14 protein-coding genes are annotated in these 15980 nt (G+C 72.1%); 5 read left to right on the top strand and 9 right to left on the bottom strand.

What is annotated here, in order from left to right; translation table 11 throughout:
* Positions 1-121: 121 nt before the first annotated feature.
* Together WDV06_RS26670 and WDV06_RS26665 are read right to left on the bottom strand one after the other, a co-directional pair.
* Positions 122-1339, bottom strand: a complete 1218-nt coding sequence (locus WDV06_RS26670; protein ID WP_395512326.1) for a LolA family protein — start codon at positions 1337-1339, stop codon at positions 122-124.
* A gap of 228 nt (positions 1340-1567) precedes the next feature.
* Complete coding sequence (locus WDV06_RS26665) at positions 1568-2578, bottom strand: polyprenyl synthetase family protein (protein ID WP_395512325.1); 1011 nt, start codon at positions 2576-2578, stop codon at positions 1568-1570.
* A 491-nt stretch (positions 2579-3069) separates the two neighbouring features.
* Between WDV06_RS26665 and WDV06_RS26660 the strand changes: the two genes are divergently transcribed.
* Positions 3070-5070 (top strand): CocE/NonD family hydrolase, encoded by a 2001-nt coding sequence (locus WDV06_RS26660; RefSeq protein WP_395512324.1) that lies wholly within the window; start codon positions 3070-3072, stop codon positions 5068-5070.
* Positions 5071-5226: 156 nt separating this feature from the next.
* Here the strand turns inward: WDV06_RS26660 and WDV06_RS26655 are convergent, their stop codons facing one another.
* A complete protein-coding gene (locus WDV06_RS26655) occupies positions 5227-6033 on the bottom strand; it encodes an HAD family hydrolase (RefSeq protein ID WP_395512323.1) in 807 nt (268 codons plus the stop codon).
* Between the two features lie 141 nt (positions 6034-6174).
* On the opposite strand from WDV06_RS26655, the gene fahA reads away from it, so the two are divergent.
* The 4 genes from fahA (at position 6175) to WDV06_RS26635 (ending at position 8955) form a co-directional block, all read left to right on the top strand.
* Positions 6175-7401, top strand: coding sequence for a fumarylacetoacetase (fahA, locus tag WDV06_RS26650; protein ID WP_395512322.1), 1227 nt, complete (start codon positions 6175-6177; stop codon positions 7399-7401).
* A gap of 20 nt (positions 7402-7421) precedes the next feature.
* Entirely contained in the window at positions 7422-7565 is a 144-nt protein-coding gene (locus tag WDV06_RS26645) for a hypothetical protein (RefSeq protein ID WP_395512321.1), read from the top strand.
* A 36-nt stretch (positions 7566-7601) separates the two neighbouring features.
* Complete coding sequence (locus WDV06_RS26640; RefSeq protein ID WP_395512320.1) at positions 7602-8237, top strand: hypothetical protein; 636 nt, start codon at positions 7602-7604, stop codon at positions 8235-8237.
* A 112-nt stretch (positions 8238-8349) separates the two neighbouring features.
* On the top strand, positions 8350-8955 hold the full coding sequence (locus WDV06_RS26635; protein WP_395512319.1) for a hypothetical protein: 606 nt from the start codon (positions 8350-8352) through the stop codon (positions 8953-8955).
* Positions 8956-9021: 66 nt separating this feature from the next.
* On the opposite strand, the gene nuoN is transcribed toward WDV06_RS26635, so the two are convergent.
* From nuoN to nuoI, 6 genes are read right to left on the bottom strand one after another with little or no spacing between them, the layout of a single operon-like run.
* Positions 9022-10677: an NADH-quinone oxidoreductase subunit NuoN gene (gene nuoN, locus WDV06_RS26630; RefSeq protein ID WP_395512318.1), complete on the bottom strand. Its 1656-nt coding sequence runs from the start codon at positions 10675-10677 to the stop codon at positions 9022-9024.
* On the bottom strand, positions 10674-12266 hold the full coding sequence (locus tag WDV06_RS26625; RefSeq protein ID WP_395512317.1) for an NADH-quinone oxidoreductase subunit M: 1593 nt from the start codon (positions 12264-12266) through the stop codon (positions 10674-10676). The genes nuoN and WDV06_RS26625 overlap by 4 nt, the downstream gene beginning before the upstream one ends.
* 1 nt (position 12267) lies before the next feature.
* Entirely contained in the window at positions 12268-14208 is a 1941-nt protein-coding gene (gene nuoL / locus WDV06_RS26620; protein WP_395512316.1) for an NADH-quinone oxidoreductase subunit L, read from the bottom strand.
* Positions 14209-14220: 12 nt separating this feature from the next.
* Positions 14221-14520 carry an NADH-quinone oxidoreductase subunit NuoK gene (gene nuoK / locus WDV06_RS26615; protein ID WP_395512315.1) on the bottom strand — a complete coding sequence of 100 codons (300 nt, stop codon included), beginning with the start codon at positions 14518-14520 and terminating at the stop codon, positions 14221-14223.
* A complete protein-coding gene (locus WDV06_RS26610) occupies positions 14517-15338 on the bottom strand; it encodes an NADH-quinone oxidoreductase subunit J (protein ID WP_395512314.1) in 822 nt (273 codons plus the stop codon). The genes nuoK and WDV06_RS26610 overlap by 4 nt, the downstream gene beginning before the upstream one ends.
* On the bottom strand, positions 15335-15979 hold the full coding sequence (nuoI, locus tag WDV06_RS26605) for an NADH-quinone oxidoreductase subunit NuoI (protein ID WP_395512313.1): 645 nt from the start codon (positions 15977-15979) through the stop codon (positions 15335-15337). Before nuoI ends, WDV06_RS26610 begins: the two co-directional genes overlap by 4 nt.
* Between the last annotated feature and the right edge of the window lies 1 nt (position 15980).

Raw genomic sequence — 15980 nt, 5'->3', positions numbered from 1 at the left:
GAGTGGCCAGCGCCGGCCACGCCCCCCCCCCCGCGGGGGGGGCGGGGCGGGCCCCGGGGGGGGCCCCCCCCCGGGCCCCCCCCCCCCCCCCCCCCCCCCCCACCCCCGTCCGTCGCCGCCGCTACTTGGCGGAGTCGGCCGTCTTCACCAGCTGGTCCTTGGTGACCGCGCCGACGTAGACCTTGCCGTCGTCCGTGATCAGCGCGTTGACCAGGCGGGTCGACAGGATCCGGCCCTCACCGAACTTCCCGTGGACCTTGTCCCCGAGGGAGTTGAGGAACTGCTTGGCCTCCTTGGGGGTGTTCTTGTCGTTCTCGACGTCCTTGAGGTTCACGCCCGCGCCGGAGTCGATCCGCGCGACCGTCGACCAGCCCTCGCCGAACACCTTCACGTCGCCCTTGCCGTGCGCCCCGCCGGCGAGCTGCCCGAAGCCGGGCAGGGACTCCAGCGCCTTGAAGCGCTCGTCGTCCTTGCCGGCCTTGCCGTCCTTGCCGTCCTTGCCGGCCAGGCCCGGGTGCGAGCCCTCGGTGAGCTTGGCGCCCTTGGGCGGGGTGAAGGCGAAGGAGTCGGCGGCCGGCTTGCCGAAGTCCACCTGGGTGAAGCCCGCTTCGGCGATGGGCTTGCCGCCCTGGCTGGACAGCAGCTGGACCCGCAGCGGCACCCCGTTCGCGGCGTCGACGGCGATCTGGACGGACCCGACGGTGGAACCGCTCTGCTTGGGCTTCAGCACCAGCTGGTAGGCGTCGCGCCCGGCGATCTGCGCGGTGTCGCCCACGCCGATGTCGGTGGTCGGACCGGCCTGCTTGAGGATGTCCTGCGCGATCTGCTGCGGCGAGGCGGCGAGCCGGTCGCCGGTCTTGTGGTTCTGGCCCGCGCGGTCGGTCTTGTCGTGGAAGGCCTCGTTGGACTTGCTGTCGTAGCCCCAGACGTCGTTCCCGTTGTGGACGAGGGTGTACTCGTCCTTGCCGTCGAGGAAGGTGAGCTTCTGGCGGTCCGGGCCGTCCGCCGCGACGCGCAGCGTGTGCGTGCCGTTCGCCAGCTGGGCGATCTTGTCCTCGGGGTTGGCGGAGCCGCCCGTGACCCCGGAGCCGCCCAGCAGCCCGGTGGCCAGGGTCGGCAGGCCCAGGTCGGTGGTGATCTTGGCGCTGCCGGAGAGCTGCTGCACGTCGGAGGCCGCGACCTTCTCGATCAGCTGCTGCGCCGTCACCTTGGGCAGGTCCGGACCGCCGGCGGTGGCGAAGGCCGGGACCATCGCGACGGTTGCCGCGGCGACCCCCGCCACCGCGACCGGTACGGCGTACCGCGCGGCCTTGCGCGAGGTCTTCGTGTTCGCTGCCATCTCAGAGCCCTGCCCTCTTGTCCAGGGCGGCGACCGTTGTCGCCGCACTCACCCGATCCGGTGGGGTTTCGATGGATCCATCTGACCAAATCGGCGGGCGGGGGGCGTCAGTCCCCGGGATCAACTCCGCGTACGACCGTGGGATGACACGGGAAGGGCCCCTCTCCCCCGACCCGTAGGGGTCGCGGAGGCGGAGGGGCCCGTCGCGGTACGTGGGGGGGCGGAGGTTCAGCCCGCGCGGTGGACCACCGCGTCGCACAGCTCCTCCAGGGCCGACTTCGCGAAGCAGTCCGGCAGCGGGGCGAGCATGGCACGCGCGTCCTGCGCGTACTGGACGGTGTCGCGGCGGGCCTGCTCCAGCGCGGGGTGCACCCGCAGCCGGGAGAGCACCTCGGCGTGCCGGGCGTCGTCCGTCAGGTCCCCGTCCAGCAGGCGCACGAGCTCCACGTCCTCCTCGCGCGCCTCCCGCTCGGCCGTCTGCCGCAGCCGCAGCACGGGCAGCGTCGGGATGCCCTCGCGCAGGTCGGTGCCCGGGGTCTTGCCCGACTCGTGCGAGTCGGAGGCGATGTCGAGGACGTCGTCGGCCAGCTGGAAGGCGGTGCCGAGGCGCTCGCCGTACTGGGTGAGGATGTCGACCACCGACTCGTCGGCTCCGGACATCAGCGCGCCGAAGCGGCCGGAGACGGCGATCAGCGAGCCGGTCTTGCCCGCGATGACGTCCAGGTAGTGCGCGACCGGGTCGCGGCCGTCGCGCGGACCGGCCGTCTCCAGGATCTGGCCCGTCACCAGCCGCTCGAAGGCCTCCGCCTGGATGCGCACGGCTTCCGGCCCGAGGTCCGCGAGGATGTGCGACGCACGGGCGAACAGGAAGTCACCCGTCAGGACCGCCACCGAGTTGCCCCAGCGGGCGTTCGCGCTCTCCACCCCGCGGCGGACGTCCGCCTCGTCCATGACGTCGTCGTGGTAGAGCGTGGCCAGGTGCGTGAGCTCCACGACCACCGCGGAGGGCACGATCCCGGGCGCGTAGGGGTCACCGAACTGCGCCGCGAGCATCACCAGCAGCGGCCGGAACCGCTTGCCCCCGGCGCGCACCAGGTGCTGCGCGGCCTCGGTGATGAAGGGGACTTCGCTCTTGGTGGCCTCCAGCAGACCCGCTTCGACAGCGGCCAGTCCGGCCTGGACATCGGCCTCAAGAGCCTGGTCCCGCACGCTCAGTCCGAACGGCCCGACGACGGTCACGAGGGGTACTCCTGTCTGCTGACGATCCGATGACGATCACATGGATTGTCAATGTGTCGCTGCCATCACTCAAGCCAGCGTATCGGGTCTGTTTTCGATCACGCAGAGCACCTGCCCGGCAGCCGTCCGGCGGCCCTCGGGCGGGCACGCGCGCACCGTCCGATGCGCACCGGTATGTTCGGTGAGAGCAGAAAAAACCGGAGATTCTCATTTGTCCAGAATGACGACCGCAGGAGACGAGCCGGAAGCACCGGAGGCAGGCCCGCCGCCGCCCGCACCGCCCGCTCTCCACCGCACGGCCATCGACATCGGCGCCTTCACCGGCCGCCCCTCCGACCGCCGGCCGGCTCGGCGGGCACCGGGGCCGGCGCCGGGGCTTCTCCGCCCTCCCCGCCGCGCCCGCCACCCTTCTGGCGGCCATCGGCTGGTTGACGATGCCCCGCCCGGTGGACCACTGAGGGAGCCCACCGAGGGAGCGTGACCGAACCCCCATGATCATCCGCACCGAGTTCCCGTACACGACCGCCCACGAGGATGTCCGGATCCCGATGTCCGACGGGGTGCAGCTGTACGCCCGGATCTGGCGGCCGGTGACCGACGGACCCGTCCCGGCCCTGCTGGAGTACCTCCCGCACCGGCTGACCGACGGGACCGCCCCGCGCGACCGGCAGCGCCACCCCTGGTACGCCGGACACGGCTACGCCTCCGTACGGGTGGACGTGCGCGGCCACGGGTGCAGCGGGGGCCGCCCCGGCGACGCGTACGACGCCCGCGAGCTGTCCGACGGCGTGGCGGTGGTGGAGTGGCTCGCGGCGCAGCCCTGGTGCACCGGCGCGGTCGGCATGTTCGGCATCGGCTGGGGCGGCTCCAACAGCCTCCGGATCGCCGCCCTCGCGCCGGAACCCCTCAAAGCGGTGGTCACCGTCTGCTCCACCGACGACCGCTTCGACAACGACGGGCACTACATGGGCGGCTCCGTCCTCGCCGTGGACATGCAGGCCCGGTCGGCCGCCGTGCTCGCCTCCGCCGCCCGCCCGCCGGACCCCCTGTACGCCGGGGACGGCTGGCGGGAGCAGTGGCTGGACCGGCTGGAGGGCCTGGAGCCCCTCGTCCACACCTGGCTCGCGCACCAGACCCGCGACGGCTACTGGCGCCACGGCGGCGTCCGCGAGGACCTCGGAGCCGTCCACGCCGCCGTCCTCGCCGTGGGCGGCTGGCACGACCCCTACCGGGACACCGTGCTGCGCCTGGTCTCCGCCCTGCCCGGCGGCCGGGTCCGCGGCCTGATCGGCCCGTGGTCGCACCAGTACCCGGACCGGGGCCTGCCCCCCGGCCCGGCGATCGGCTTCCTCCAGGAGACCCTGCGCTGGTGGGACCACTGGCTGAAGGGGGTGGACAACGGCGTCGTGGAAGAGCCGCTGCTGCGCGCCTGGATCAGCGACTCGCACCGCCCGGCGACCACCTACGCGCAGCTCCCGGGCCGGTGGGTCGGTGAGAGGGCCTGGCCGTCGCCGTCGGTGGTGCCCGTCTCGTACGGGCTCCAGGGCGCGCCGGTGACCGTCGCCTCACCCCAGCACACCGGGCTGGACGCCGGCCGGTTCCGCCCCTTCGGCAACGACGCCGACCTGCCGCCGGACCAGCGGGAGGAGGACGCGAAGTCGGCCTGCTTCGAGTTCCCCGTTCCGGCCGAGCCGGTGGAGGTCCTGGGCTGCCCGTCGGTCACCCTGCGGCTGCGGATGGACGTCCCGTACGGCCAGGTCGTGGCCCGCCTGTGCGACGTGGCCCCCGACGGGGCCTCGACCCTGGTGACCCGGGGCGCGCTGAACCTCTCGGCCCGCCGGGGGCGGGAGCGGGCGGTGCCGTGGCCCGGCGGCGCCTGGGAGGACGTCACCTTCGAGCTGAACGGCATCGGCCACCGCTTCCGGCCCGGCCACCGGATCCGCCTGTCGCTCTCCTCCGCGTACTGGCCGTGGATCTGGCCGCGGGCCGGCTCGGAGGCGGGCTGGACCCTCGACCCCGCGGGCAGCACGCTGGAACTCCCGGTCCGCGCGGCCTCACCCGCCCCCGAGGGGATCGTCTTCGAAGCCCCGGAACAGGCGCGGCCGCTGGGCGTCTCCTCCCCCGCCACCCTGGACGAACCCCGCCCGGAACGCCTGGTCGTACGGGACGTCGCACGCGGCACCTGGCGCCTGGAGGTCGACCCCCGCTACGGGGGCACGCGGGTGTACCCGGACGGGCTGGAGTACGAGGAGGAGGCGGCCGAGGCGTACGAGATCCAGCAGTCGGACCCCCTCTCCGCCCGGACCCGCTCGGACTGGCGCATCCGGCTCCACCGCCCGGAGCCGGGCTGGGACGTACGGGTGGAGACCAGGTCGGAGATCTCCTGCGACGAGGGCGGCTTCACCACGTCGAACGAGGTCGTCTGCCGCGAGGGCGAGGAGGTCCTGTACCACCGGACGTGGCAGCGGAGGCTGCCGAGGGCGGCGGGCTGAGGCCCTGCCCCGGCCCTGCGGGGCGGGGGCGGCGGTCTCCCGCTGGGCGGCGGTGAGGGACGGGGCGGTGCCGGTGACGACCGGGGCCTCCCCGGGCCCCGGCCCGCCGGCCGCCCCCGCCCGGCGGTGCCCCCGCCCCCGGCTGCGGCCGGCGCCTCAGCCGTACAGCCGCTCCAGGACCACCGCGATGCCGTCCGCCTCGTTCGACAGGGTCACCTCGTCCGCGACGGCGACCAGTTCGCGGTGGGCGTTCGCCATCGCCACGCCGTGCGCCGCCCAGGCGAACATCGGGACGTCGTTCGGCATGTCGCCGAAGGCGATCGTCGTCGACGCCGCCACCCCCAGGGCCTCCGCCGCCCTGGCCAGTCCGCTGGCCTTGTCGATGCCCGGCGGCTGGAGTTCCACCGTGTGCTCCCCCGCCATCGTGACGTTCACCAGGTCGCCGACCACCGACCGCGCCACGCGCGTCAGCTCGTCGTCGTCCAGCCGCGGGTGCTGGAGCAGGACCTTGGTGATGGGGGCCGACCACAGGTCCCCGCGCCTGGGCACGCGGACCGTCGGCAGGTGCGGGTGCCACATCCGGTAGCCGGGCCCTATCAGCATCTCGGCGTCCAGCCCCTCCTGGTTGACCGCCGTGTACACCTCGCCGATCTCCGCCTCGATCTTGCCGAGGGCCACCTCGGCCAGCCCCCGGTCCATCGAGACGGAGTGCAGCAGCTCTCCGCGCGCCGCGTCGTACACCTGGGCGCCCTGCCCGCACACCGCGAGCCCCGTATACCCAAGGTCATCCAGGACGTGCCGGATCTGGGGGACGGGGCGGCCGGTGACGACGATGTGGCGGGCGCCGGCCGCGCGCGCCGTCGCGAGCGCCGCGCACGAGCGGGCGGAGACGGTGTCACCGGCGCGCAGCAGAGTCCCGTCCAGGTCGGTTGCGATCAAGGCATAGGGGAGGGCGGAAGTCACGGCGCCAAGGATACGGACCCCCTTGGACAAGTCCTACAAATAGCGCCCGAATCCGGCCTCCCACAGACCCCATGCGCCACGTAACGTGTCAGCCAGCCCCCGGGACACCCCCGGACCGCGTCGAAAGCGAGGCAGTACCCCATGCCCCAGCAGAGCCCCCTCGATGTCCCCGAGGGCGACCCGTTCGGGCCGCACAACCTCCCCTACGGCGTCTTCTCCACGCCGGCGGAGCCGCGGCGCCGCCGGGTCGGTGTGCGGATCGGCGGGTACGTGCTCGACGCGGGGGCCGTGGCCGTCGCGCTCGGTTCCCCGTACGCCGGGCTGCTCGCCCAGGGGTCGCTGAACCCGCTGCTGGCGGCCGGCCGCACCGCCTGGCGCGACGTGCGCCGCGCGCTGACCGCCTGGGTCACCGACCCGGGCCACCGCGGCACGGTCGAGCCGCACCTGCTGCCGCTGGACGGGGTCGAGCTGCACCTGCCGTACGAGGTCGCCGACTACGTCGACTTCTACGCGAGCGAGCACCACGCCACCAACGTCGGCCGTATCTTCCGCCCGGACGGCGACGCGCTCACCCCCAACTGGAAGCACCTGCCCATCGGTTACCACGGGCGCTCGGGCACGATCGTCGTCTCCGGCACCGACGTGGTGCGCCCCACCGGCCAGCGCAAGGCGCCCGCCGACCCGGCCCCCGTCTTCGGGCCGTCGGTCAAGCTCGACATCGAGGCCGAGGTCGGCTTCGTCGTCGGCACCCCCTCGGAGCTGGGCCGCCCGGTGGCCCTCGGCGACTTCGAGGAGCACGTCTTCGGGCTGTTCCTCCTCAACGACTGGTCGGCGCGTGACATCCAGGCCTGGGAGTACGTGCCGCTCGGCCCCTTCCTCGGCAAGTCCTTCGCGACCTCCGTCTCCGCCTGGGTGACCCCCCTGGAGGCCCTGGACGCGGCCCGCGTGGCCCCGCCCGCCCGGGACTTCCCGCTCCTGCCCTACCTGGACGACTCCGGCACCGACCGTCCCGGCGGCTTCGACCTGCACATCAGCGTCTCCATCAACGGGCAGGAGGTGGCCCGGCCGCCGTTCGCGTCCATGTACTGGACCGCGGCCCAGCAGCTGGCCCACATGACCGTCAACGGCGCCTCCCTGCGCACCGGTGACGTGTTCGGCTCCGGCACCGTCAGCGGCCCGGAGGTCGACCAGCGCGGGTCGCTGCTGGAGCTCACCTGGAACGGCCGCGACGCGATCGAGCTCGCCGACGGCAAGCGCACGTTCCTGGAGGACGGCGACACCGTCACCCTCACCGCCTGGGCCCCCGGCCCGGACGGCACCCGCGTCGGCCTCGGCGACGTCACCGGCCGCATCGTGGGCGCCCGCTAGTCCACCAGGGGGGCGGCGGGGTGGCGGATCCTTCCGTCACCCCGCCGAACCCGCAGGTCACGGCCCTGCCCCGGCCGTCCGCGGCGTGGTGCCGCCGCACCGCCTCCCCGTCCCGCGCCACCGGTACCGCGCCCGCCCCCTCCTACGCCACCCGCGCCGCCTGAGTGGCGGGCCGCGGGTGGGGCGGTGACGCTGCCTGCATGGTTCCTCGTACCGGCAAGCTCGTGCCCCTCGCCCTCGCGGCCGCCGCCACCCTGGCGGCCGCCCCGTCCGCGCCGGCGGCCGCCGGCGCGCCCCAGCCCCGGCTGTCGCCTTCCGCCCAACTGGCCCTGGCCTACCGGGCGACCGCCAAGTACCACCGGCACAGCACCGGCGTCTCCGCCGGGTACGTGCCCGACCAGTACTGCGTGGTGGACCCGAACGGGGGTCCCGGTGCGCTGGGTTACCCGCACTTCAACCACGCCTATGACGGCTCCGTGGACCCGGCGAAGCCCACCGCGCTGCTCTACGAGGGCGACGGCAAGGGCCACTGGAGCCTGGTGGGCCTCGAATGGATGGTCGTCGACAAGGACGGCCGGACGGACACCGACGACGACCGCCCCAGCCTCTTCGGCCAGCCCTTCAAGGGGCCGCTGCCCGCCCGCTACAAGGGACAGAAGGTGCACTACTCGCTGCACCTGTGGCTGTGGAAGGACAACCCGTCCGGACGGTTCGAGCCGTTCAACCCGAAGGTCGTCTGCCGTCCCGGAACCACCCGCCCCCGCCCGGCCGCCCCGGCCGCCCCGGTCGCCGCCGCCCCCTCCGCCGCCCCCTCCCCCGCGGCCACCTCCCCCTAGGGCCGCCCCGTTCGGCGGCGCCCGTTCGGCGGCCCGCCGCGTGCACGGCCCCCGACCCGACCCGATGGTGGAACGCAAGCCCCTCCGGGACCCCCGAGCACCAGGAGCTCCCATGCCCGTACCCCGCGGCCTCAAGGCCCTGTCCGCCTGTGCCGTCGCCGGCGCGTCCGTCCTCCTGGCCGCCCTCCCCCCGGCGCACGCCGTGGACGGCCCGGCGCCCGACCCGCACGACGCGAAGGCGATGCGCGACATGGCCACGGCCATGGCGGTGACCGCCAAGTACGTGGACGAACGCGAGGCGATCAAGGACGGATACGTCCCGCACGGCCAGGAGTGCATGACCAACCCCTTCGGGGCGGGTGCCATGGGCTACCACTACGTCAAGGAGGCCAACTGGGGTTCGACGGACCCCGCCCGGCCGACCGCGCTCCTCTACAGCACGGAGAAGGACCGCCACGGCCGCCGCACGCTCCAGACGGTGGAGTGGATGGTCCGCGACGGGGACCAGGACCTGACGACCAAGGACGACCGGCCCTCGATGTTCGGCCTGCCCTTCGACGGACCCATGCCGGGTCACTGGACGGGCATGCCCAAGCACTACGACCTGCACATGTGGGCGTACAAGGACAACCCGGCGGGCCGCTTCCACAACTGGAACACCGCCCTGAAGTGCCCCGGCAACGCCGCGCCCAACCCGATGCACGCCGACCACGGTTAGGCCCTGACGCACCTGGGCCCGGCTTCCCGAAGGGGGAGCCGGGCCCACGGCCTGCGACGAGGAGGGTCAGCGCACGAAGGTGCTCGCCTGCCCGGCCAGGTCCAGGAAGTACTGCGGCGCGATGCCCAGCACCAGGGTGACGGCGACGCCCACCGCGATGGTGGTCATCGTCAGCGGCGAGGGCACCGCCACCGTCGGCCCGTCGGCCTTCGGCTCGCTGAAGAACATCAGCACGATCACCCGGATGTAGAAGAACGCGGCGATCGCCGACGAGATCACACCGACGACGACCAGCGCCCCGGCCCCGCCCTCCGCGGCCGCCTTGAACACGGCGAACTTCCCGGCGAAGCCGGAGGTCAGCGGGATGCCGGCGAAGGCCAGCAGGAACACCGCGAAGACGGCCGCCGTGAGCGGCGAACGCCTGCCGAGCCCGGCCCACTTCGACAGGTGCGTGGCCTCGCCACCCGCGTCGCGCACCAGCGTGACCACCGCGAAGGCGCCGATCGTCACGAAGGAGTAGGCGCCCAGGTAGAAGAGGACGGACTGGACGCCCTCCGCCGACGTGGCGATCACACCGGCCAGGATGAACCCGGCGTGCGCGATCGAGGAGTACGCCAGCAGCCGCTTCACGTCGGTCTGGGTCACGGCGATCACCGCGCCGGCGAGCATCGTGACGATCGCGACGCCCCACATCACCGGCCGCCAGTCCCAGCGCAGCCCGGGCAGGACCACGTAGAGCAGGCGCAGCAGGGCGCCGAAGGCGGCCACCTTGGTCGCGGCGGCCATGAAGCCGGTGACGGGGGTGGGGGCGCCCTGGTAGACGTCCGGGGTCCACATGTGGAAGGGGACCGCGCCGACCTTGAAGAGCAGGCCCATCAGGATCAGCGCGCCACCGATCAGGAGGAGCGCGTCGTTGCCCATGGTGGAGGCGAGCGCCGGGTCGACGGTGGTGACGGTGCCGTCGACCACGTCGGCGATCACCGCGTACGAGACGGAGCCCGCGTAGCCGTAGAGCAGGGCGATGCCGAAGAGCAGGAACGCGGAGGAGAAGGCGCCGAGCAGGAAGTACTTGACGGCCGCCTCCTGCGACATCAGCCGCTGGCGGCGGGCGACGGCGCAGAGCAGGTAGAGCGGGAGGGAGAAGACCTCCAGCGCGATGAACAGGGTCAGCAGGTCGTCGGCCGCGGGGAAGATCAGCATCCCGGAGATCGCGAACAGGGCCAGGGGGAACACCTCGGTGGTGGTGAACCCGGCCTTGACGGCGGCCTTCTCGCTGTCGCTGCCCGGGACGGACGCGGCCTGGGCGGCGAAGGAGTCCACCCGGTTGCCGTGTGCCTTCGGGTCGAGGCGGCGCTCGGCGAAGGTGAAGACGGCGACGAGCGAGGCCAGCAGGATGGTGCCCTGGAGGAACAGGGCCGGGCCGTCGACGGCGAGGGCGCCCATGGCCGCGATGTGCGCCTTGCTGTTCGCGTACCCGCCGGCGGCGAGGGCGACGACCGCCGCGAAGGCGGAGGCCAGTGCGGCGACGGCGAGGAACACCTGGACGTAGTAGCGGGACCTGCGCGGGACGAAGGCCTCGGCGAGGACGCCGAGGACGGCCGCGCCCACCACGATCAGCGTGGGCGCGAGCTGCGCGTACTCGATGTGCGGGGCCGGGATCTTCTCGGCCGGTCCGTTGGCCGCCAGTGTCAGCAGGCCCTGGGCAGCAGTCGCGGCGCTCACTTGACCGCCTCCCCGTTCTTGGCTTCGACGGCGACCTCAGGCTTGGGGTCCGTCTTCTTCACGTCCGACAGCGTGTGCTGCACCGCCGGGTTGACGATGTCGGTGAGCACCTTCGGGTAGACGCCCAGCCCGATCAGCAGCGCGATCAGCGGGGCGACCACCAGCAGCTCCCGCGGGCGCAGGTCCGGCAGGGTGCGGACCTCCTCCTTCACGGGGCCGGTCATGGTCCGCTGGTAGAGGACCAGGGTGTAGAGGGCGGCGAGCACGATGCCGATGGTGGCGATGGCGCCGAGCACCGGGTACCGGGCGAAGGTGCCGACCAGGACCAGGAACTCGCTGACGAACGGGGCGAGGCCCGGCAGGGACAGGGTGGCGAGGCCGCCGATCAGGAAGGTCCCGGCGAGGACCGGGGCCACCTTCTGGACGCCGCCGTAGTCGGCGATGAGGCGGGAGCCGCGCCGCGAGATCAGGAACCCGGCGACGAGCATCAGTGCCGCCGTGGAGATCCCGTGGTTGACCATGTAGAGCGTCGCCCCGGACTGGCCCTGGGAGGTCATCGCGAAGATGCCCAGGATGATGAAGCCGAAGTGCGAGATCGACGCGTACGCGACCAGCCGCTTGATGTCCCGCTGTCCGACGGCGAGCAGCGCGCCGTAGACGATGCTGACCAGGGCCAGGACGAGGATGACCGGGGTGGCCCACTTGCTGGCCTCGGGGAAGAGGCCGAGGCAGAAGCGGAGCATCGCGAAGGTGCCGACCTTGTCGACGACCGCGGTGATCAGGACGGCGACCGGTGCGGTCGCCTCGCCCATGGCGTTGGGCAGCCAGGTGTGCAGCGGCCACAGCGGGGCCTTCACCGCGAAGGCGAAGAAGAAGCCGAGGAAGAGCAGGCGCTCGGTGGTGGTCGCCATGTCGAGGGTGCCCGCGGCGCGGGCGGCGGTGATCTCCTGGAGGGAGAAGCTCCCGGCGACCACGTACAGCCCGATGACGGCGGCCAACATGATCAGGCCGCCGACCAGGTTGTAGAGCAGGAACTTGACCGCCGCGTAGGAGCGCTGGGCGGCGGCGTTCTCGTCGGAGCCCGCGTGGGCCCGGTCCCCGAAGCCGCCGATGAGGAAGTACATCGGGATGAGCATGGCTTCGAAGAAGATGTAGAAGAGGAAGACGTCGGTGGCCTCGAAGGAGATCACCACCATCGCCTCGACCATGAGGATCAGGGCGAAGAAGCCCTGGGTGGGGCGCCAGCGGGAGGAGTTCGTCTCCAGGGGGTCGGCGTCGTTCCAGCCGGCGCCGATCACGAAGGGGATCAGCAGGGCGGTGAGCGCGATGAGCGCCACCCCGATGCCGTCCACGCCCAGTTCGTAGCGGACGCCGAAGTCGGCGATCCAGGCGTGGGACTCGGTGAGCTGGTAGCGGGCGCCGCCGGGGTCGAAGCGGACCGCGACGAGCACGGCCAGGGCGAGCGTCGCCAGGGAGAACAGCAGCGCGAGCCATTTGGCGGCGGTCCGCTGCTTGGCCGGGACGGCGGCGGTGAGGACCGCGCCGACCGCGGGGACCGCGGCCGTCACCGTCAGAAGCGGGAAAGTCATGTCACACCGCCCTCATCAGCAGGGTCGCGGCGATCAGGACCACCGTGCCCCCGAACATCGAGACCGCGTAGCTGCGGGCGTAGCCGTTCTGCAGCTTGCGCAGCCGGCCCGACAGCCCGCCGACCGAGGCGGCCGTCCCGTTGACCACTCCGTCGACCAGGCTGTGGTCGACGTACACGAGCGAGCGGGTCAGGTGCTCTCCGCCGCGCACGAGGACGACGTGGTTGAAGTCGTCCTGGAACAGGTCCCGGCGGGCCGCCCGGGTGAGGAACGAGCCGCGCGGGGCGACGACCGGGACGGGCTTCCTGCCGTACATCGACCAGGCGATGGCGACGCCGACGGCGAGGGCCACCATCGTGGACAGGGTGACCGTCAGGGCGCCGATCGGCGGGTTGCCGTGCTCGTACCCGGTGACCGGCTCCAGCCAGTTCAGGAAGCGGTCGCCGAGCCCGAAGAAGGCGCCCGCGAAGACCGAGCCGAAGGCCAGCACGATCATCGGGATGGTCATGGACTTCGGGGACTCGTGCGGGTGAGGCATGCGCCCGGCCCGGTGCTCGGCGGCCGGCTCGGCGCTCGGCACCTGGTCGGCGTCGGGGGCGGGCTGCCAGCGCTTCTCGCCGAAGAAGGTGAGGAGCATGACGCGGGTCATGTAGAAGGCGGTGATGCCGGCGCCCAGCAGGGCCGCACCGCCGAGGATCCAGCCCTCGGTGCCGCCCTTCGCGAAGGCCGCCTCGATGATCTTGTCCTTGGAGAAGAAGCCGGACAGGCCCGGGAAGCCGATGATGGCGAGGTAGCCGAGGCCGAAGGTGACGAAGGTGATCGGCATGTACCTGCGCAGGCCGCCGTACTTGCGCATGTCCACCTCGTCGTTCATCCCGTGCATGACGGAACCCGCGCCGAGGAAGAGACCGGCCTTGAAGAAGCCGTGCGTCACCAGGTGCATGATCGCGAAAACGTAGCCGACGGGGCCGAGGCCCGCGGCGAGGACCATGTAGCCGATCTGCGACATCGTGGACCCGGCGAGGGCCTTCTTGATGTCGTCCTTCGCGCAACCGACGATCGCACCGAAGAGCAGCGTGACCGCGCCGACGACGGTGACCGCCAGCTGGGCGTCGGGCGCCGCGTTGAAGATCGCGCCGGAGCGGACGATCAGGTACACGCCCGCGGTGACCATGGTCGCGGCGTGGATCAGGGCCGAGACCGGGGTCGGGCCCTCCATCGCGTCACCGAGCCAGGACTGGAGCGGCACCTGGGCCGACTTGCCGCAGGCGGCCAGGAGCAGCATCAGGCCGATCGCCGTCAGCGTGCCCTCCGACGCCTTGTCCGCGTTGGCGAGGACCGGCCCGAAGGCGAAGGTCCCGAAGGTGGTGAACATCAGCATGATGGCGATCGACAGGCCGATGTCGCCGACCCGGTTGACCAGGAAGGCCTTCTTCGCGGCGGTGGCCGCGCTGGGCTTGTGCTGCCAGAACCCGATCAGGAGGTACGAGGCGAGGCCGACGCCCTCCCAGCCGAAGTACAGCAGCAGGTAGTTGTCGGCGAGGACGAGCAGCAGCATCGCCGCGACGAACAGGTTGAGGTAGCCGAAGAAGCGGCGGCGGCGCTCGTCGTGCTCCATGTACCCGATCGAGTACACGTGGATGAGCGTGCCCACCCCGGAGATCAGCAGGACGAAGGTCATCGACAGCTGGTCGAGCCGGAAGGCGAAGTCCGCCTGGAAGCTCCCCACCGACACCCAGCTGAACAGGTGCTGGTACAGGGTGCGGTCCTCGGCGCCGCGCCCCAGCATGTCGACGAAGAGGACCACGCCGATGCCGAAGGAGACCGCGGCGAGCAGGGTCCCGAGCCAGTGGCCGGCCTTGTCGAGGCGCCGGCCGCCGCACAGCAGCACCGCCGCTCCGAGCAGGGGCGCGCCCACCAGCAGCGCAATCAGATTCTCCACTGTGAACGCCCCTTACAGCTTCATCAGGCTGGCGTCGTCGACCGAGGCCGAGTGGCGGGTACGGAACAGCGACACGATGATCGCGAGGCCCACCACGACCTCCGCGGCGGCGACGACCATCGTGAAGAACGCGATGATCTGGCCGTCGAGGTTGCCGTGCATCCGGGAGAAGGCCACGAACGCCAGGTTGCAGGCGTTGAGCATCAGCTCGACGCACATGAACAGCACGATGGCGTTGCGCCGGATGAGGACGCCGGCCGCGCCGATGGTGAACAGCACGGCGGCCAGGTACAGGTAGTTGACCGGATTCACTTCGAGGCCTCCTCTCGGGAGTCGCGGCCGAGGCGCTCCGCGGAGCGCTGCTCCAGCGCCTTGAGGTCGTCCAGGGCCTCGCTGGACACGTCGCGGATCTGGCCGCGGGCGCGCAGCGTCTTGTTGACGGTCAGTTCGGACGGGGTGCCGTCGGGGAGCAGGCCGGCGATGTCCACGGCGTTGTGCCGGGCGTAGACGCCGGGGGCCGGCAGCGGCGGGACCTGGACGCCCTCGCGCACCCGCTTCTCGGAGAGCTCGCGCTGGGTGGAGGCCCGCTCGGTGCGCTCGCGGTGGGTGAGCACCATGGCGCCGACGGCGGCCGTGATCAGCAGGGCGCCGGTGATCTCGAAGGCGAAGATGTAGCGGGTGAAGATCAGCTGGGCCAGGCCCTCGACGTGCCCCGCGGAGTTGACCCGGCCGAGGCCGTTGAAGTGGGTCAGCTTCGCGTTGGCGAGGCCGGCGATCAGCAGGATGCCGAAGCCGAGCCCGCACAGGGCGGCCAGCCAGCGCTGGCCCTTGATGGTCTCCTTCAGCGAGTCCGCCGCCGTGACGCCGACGAGCATGACCACGAAGAGGAACAGCATCATGATGGCGCCGGTGTAGACGATGACCTGGACCACGCCCAGGAAGTACGCACCGTTGGCGAGGTAGAAGACCGCGAGGACGATCATCGTCCCGGCCAGGCACAGGGCGCTGTGCACGGCCTTCTTCATCAGGATCGTGCAGAGCGCGCCGATGACGGCGACGACGGCGAGCACCCAGAACTGGATGGCCTCACCGGTGGAGGTCGTGGTGGCCGCGGCCGCGAGGGCGTTCATGCTCCGACCCCCTCGGCCGGAGCGCCTTTCTCCGCACCGCTCTCCGCGCCGGTCCCGCTGCCGGTCCCGGCCGCGACCTCGCCCTTGGAGACCGCCACCTGCCGTTCGGTACCGGGCGCGGCGCCCGTCACCAGGCCCCGGTAGTAGTCCTGTTCGTCCATGCCCGGGAAGATCGAGTGCGGGGTGTCGACCATGCCCTCGGTCAGCCCGGCGAGGAGCTGCTCCTTGGTGTAGATCAGCGACTCGCGGCTGGCGTCGGCCAGTTCGAACTCGTTCGTCATCGTCAGCGCCCGGGTCGGGCAGGCCTCGATGCACAGCCCGCACAGGATGCAGCGGGCGTAGTTGATCTGGTAGACGCGCCCGTACCGCTCGCCCGGGGAGTAGCGCTCCTCCTCGGTGTTGTCCGCGCCCTCCACGTAGATCGCGTCGGCGGGACAGGCCCAGGCGCACAGCTCGCACCCGATGCACTTCTCCAGACCGTCGGGGTGCCGGTTGAGCTGGTGCCTTCCGTGGAAGCGCGGAGCGGTGGTCTTCTCCTGCTCCGGGTACTGCTCGGTGAGGCGCTTCTTGAACATGGCCTTGAAGGTCACGCCGAAGCCGGCCACCGGGTTCTGCCACTTTTCGGACTTCTCGTCAGACACG

The organism is Streptomyces racemochromogenes, from assembly GCF_044129415.1.
GTDB classification, from domain to species: Bacteria; Actinomycetota; Actinomycetes; order Streptomycetales; family Streptomycetaceae; genus Streptomyces; species Streptomyces racemochromogenes_A.
The sequence above is the reverse complement of the archived record's forward strand: the minus strand, read 5'-3'. Positions and strand labels throughout refer to the sequence as shown.

What these genes read in the sequence shown, in the direction of transcription:
- WDV06_RS26670 (WP_395512326.1), bottom strand. Translation starts at nt 1,339, where the DNA reads ATGGCAGCGAACACGAAGACCTCGCGCAAGGCCGCGCGGTACGCCGTA.
- WDV06_RS26660 (WP_395512324.1), top strand. Translation starts at nt 3,070, where the DNA reads ATGATCATCCGCACCGAGTTCCCGTACACGACCGCCCACGAGGATGTC.
- fahA (WP_395512322.1), top strand. Translation starts at nt 6,175, where the DNA reads ATGCCCCAGCAGAGCCCCCTCGATGTCCCCGAGGGCGACCCGTTCGGG.
- WDV06_RS26640 (WP_395512320.1), top strand. Translation starts at nt 7,602, where the DNA reads ATGGTTCCTCGTACCGGCAAGCTCGTGCCCCTCGCCCTCGCGGCCGCC.
- WDV06_RS26635 (WP_395512319.1), top strand. Translation starts at nt 8,350, where the DNA reads ATGCCCGTACCCCGCGGCCTCAAGGCCCTGTCCGCCTGTGCCGTCGCC.
- WDV06_RS26625 (WP_395512317.1), bottom strand. Translation starts at nt 12,266, where the DNA reads ATGACTTTCCCGCTTCTGACGGTGACGGCCGCGGTCCCCGCGGTCGGC.
- WDV06_RS26610 (WP_395512314.1), bottom strand. Translation starts at nt 15,338, where the DNA reads ATGAACGCCCTCGCGGCCGCGGCCACCACGACCTCCACCGGTGAGGCC.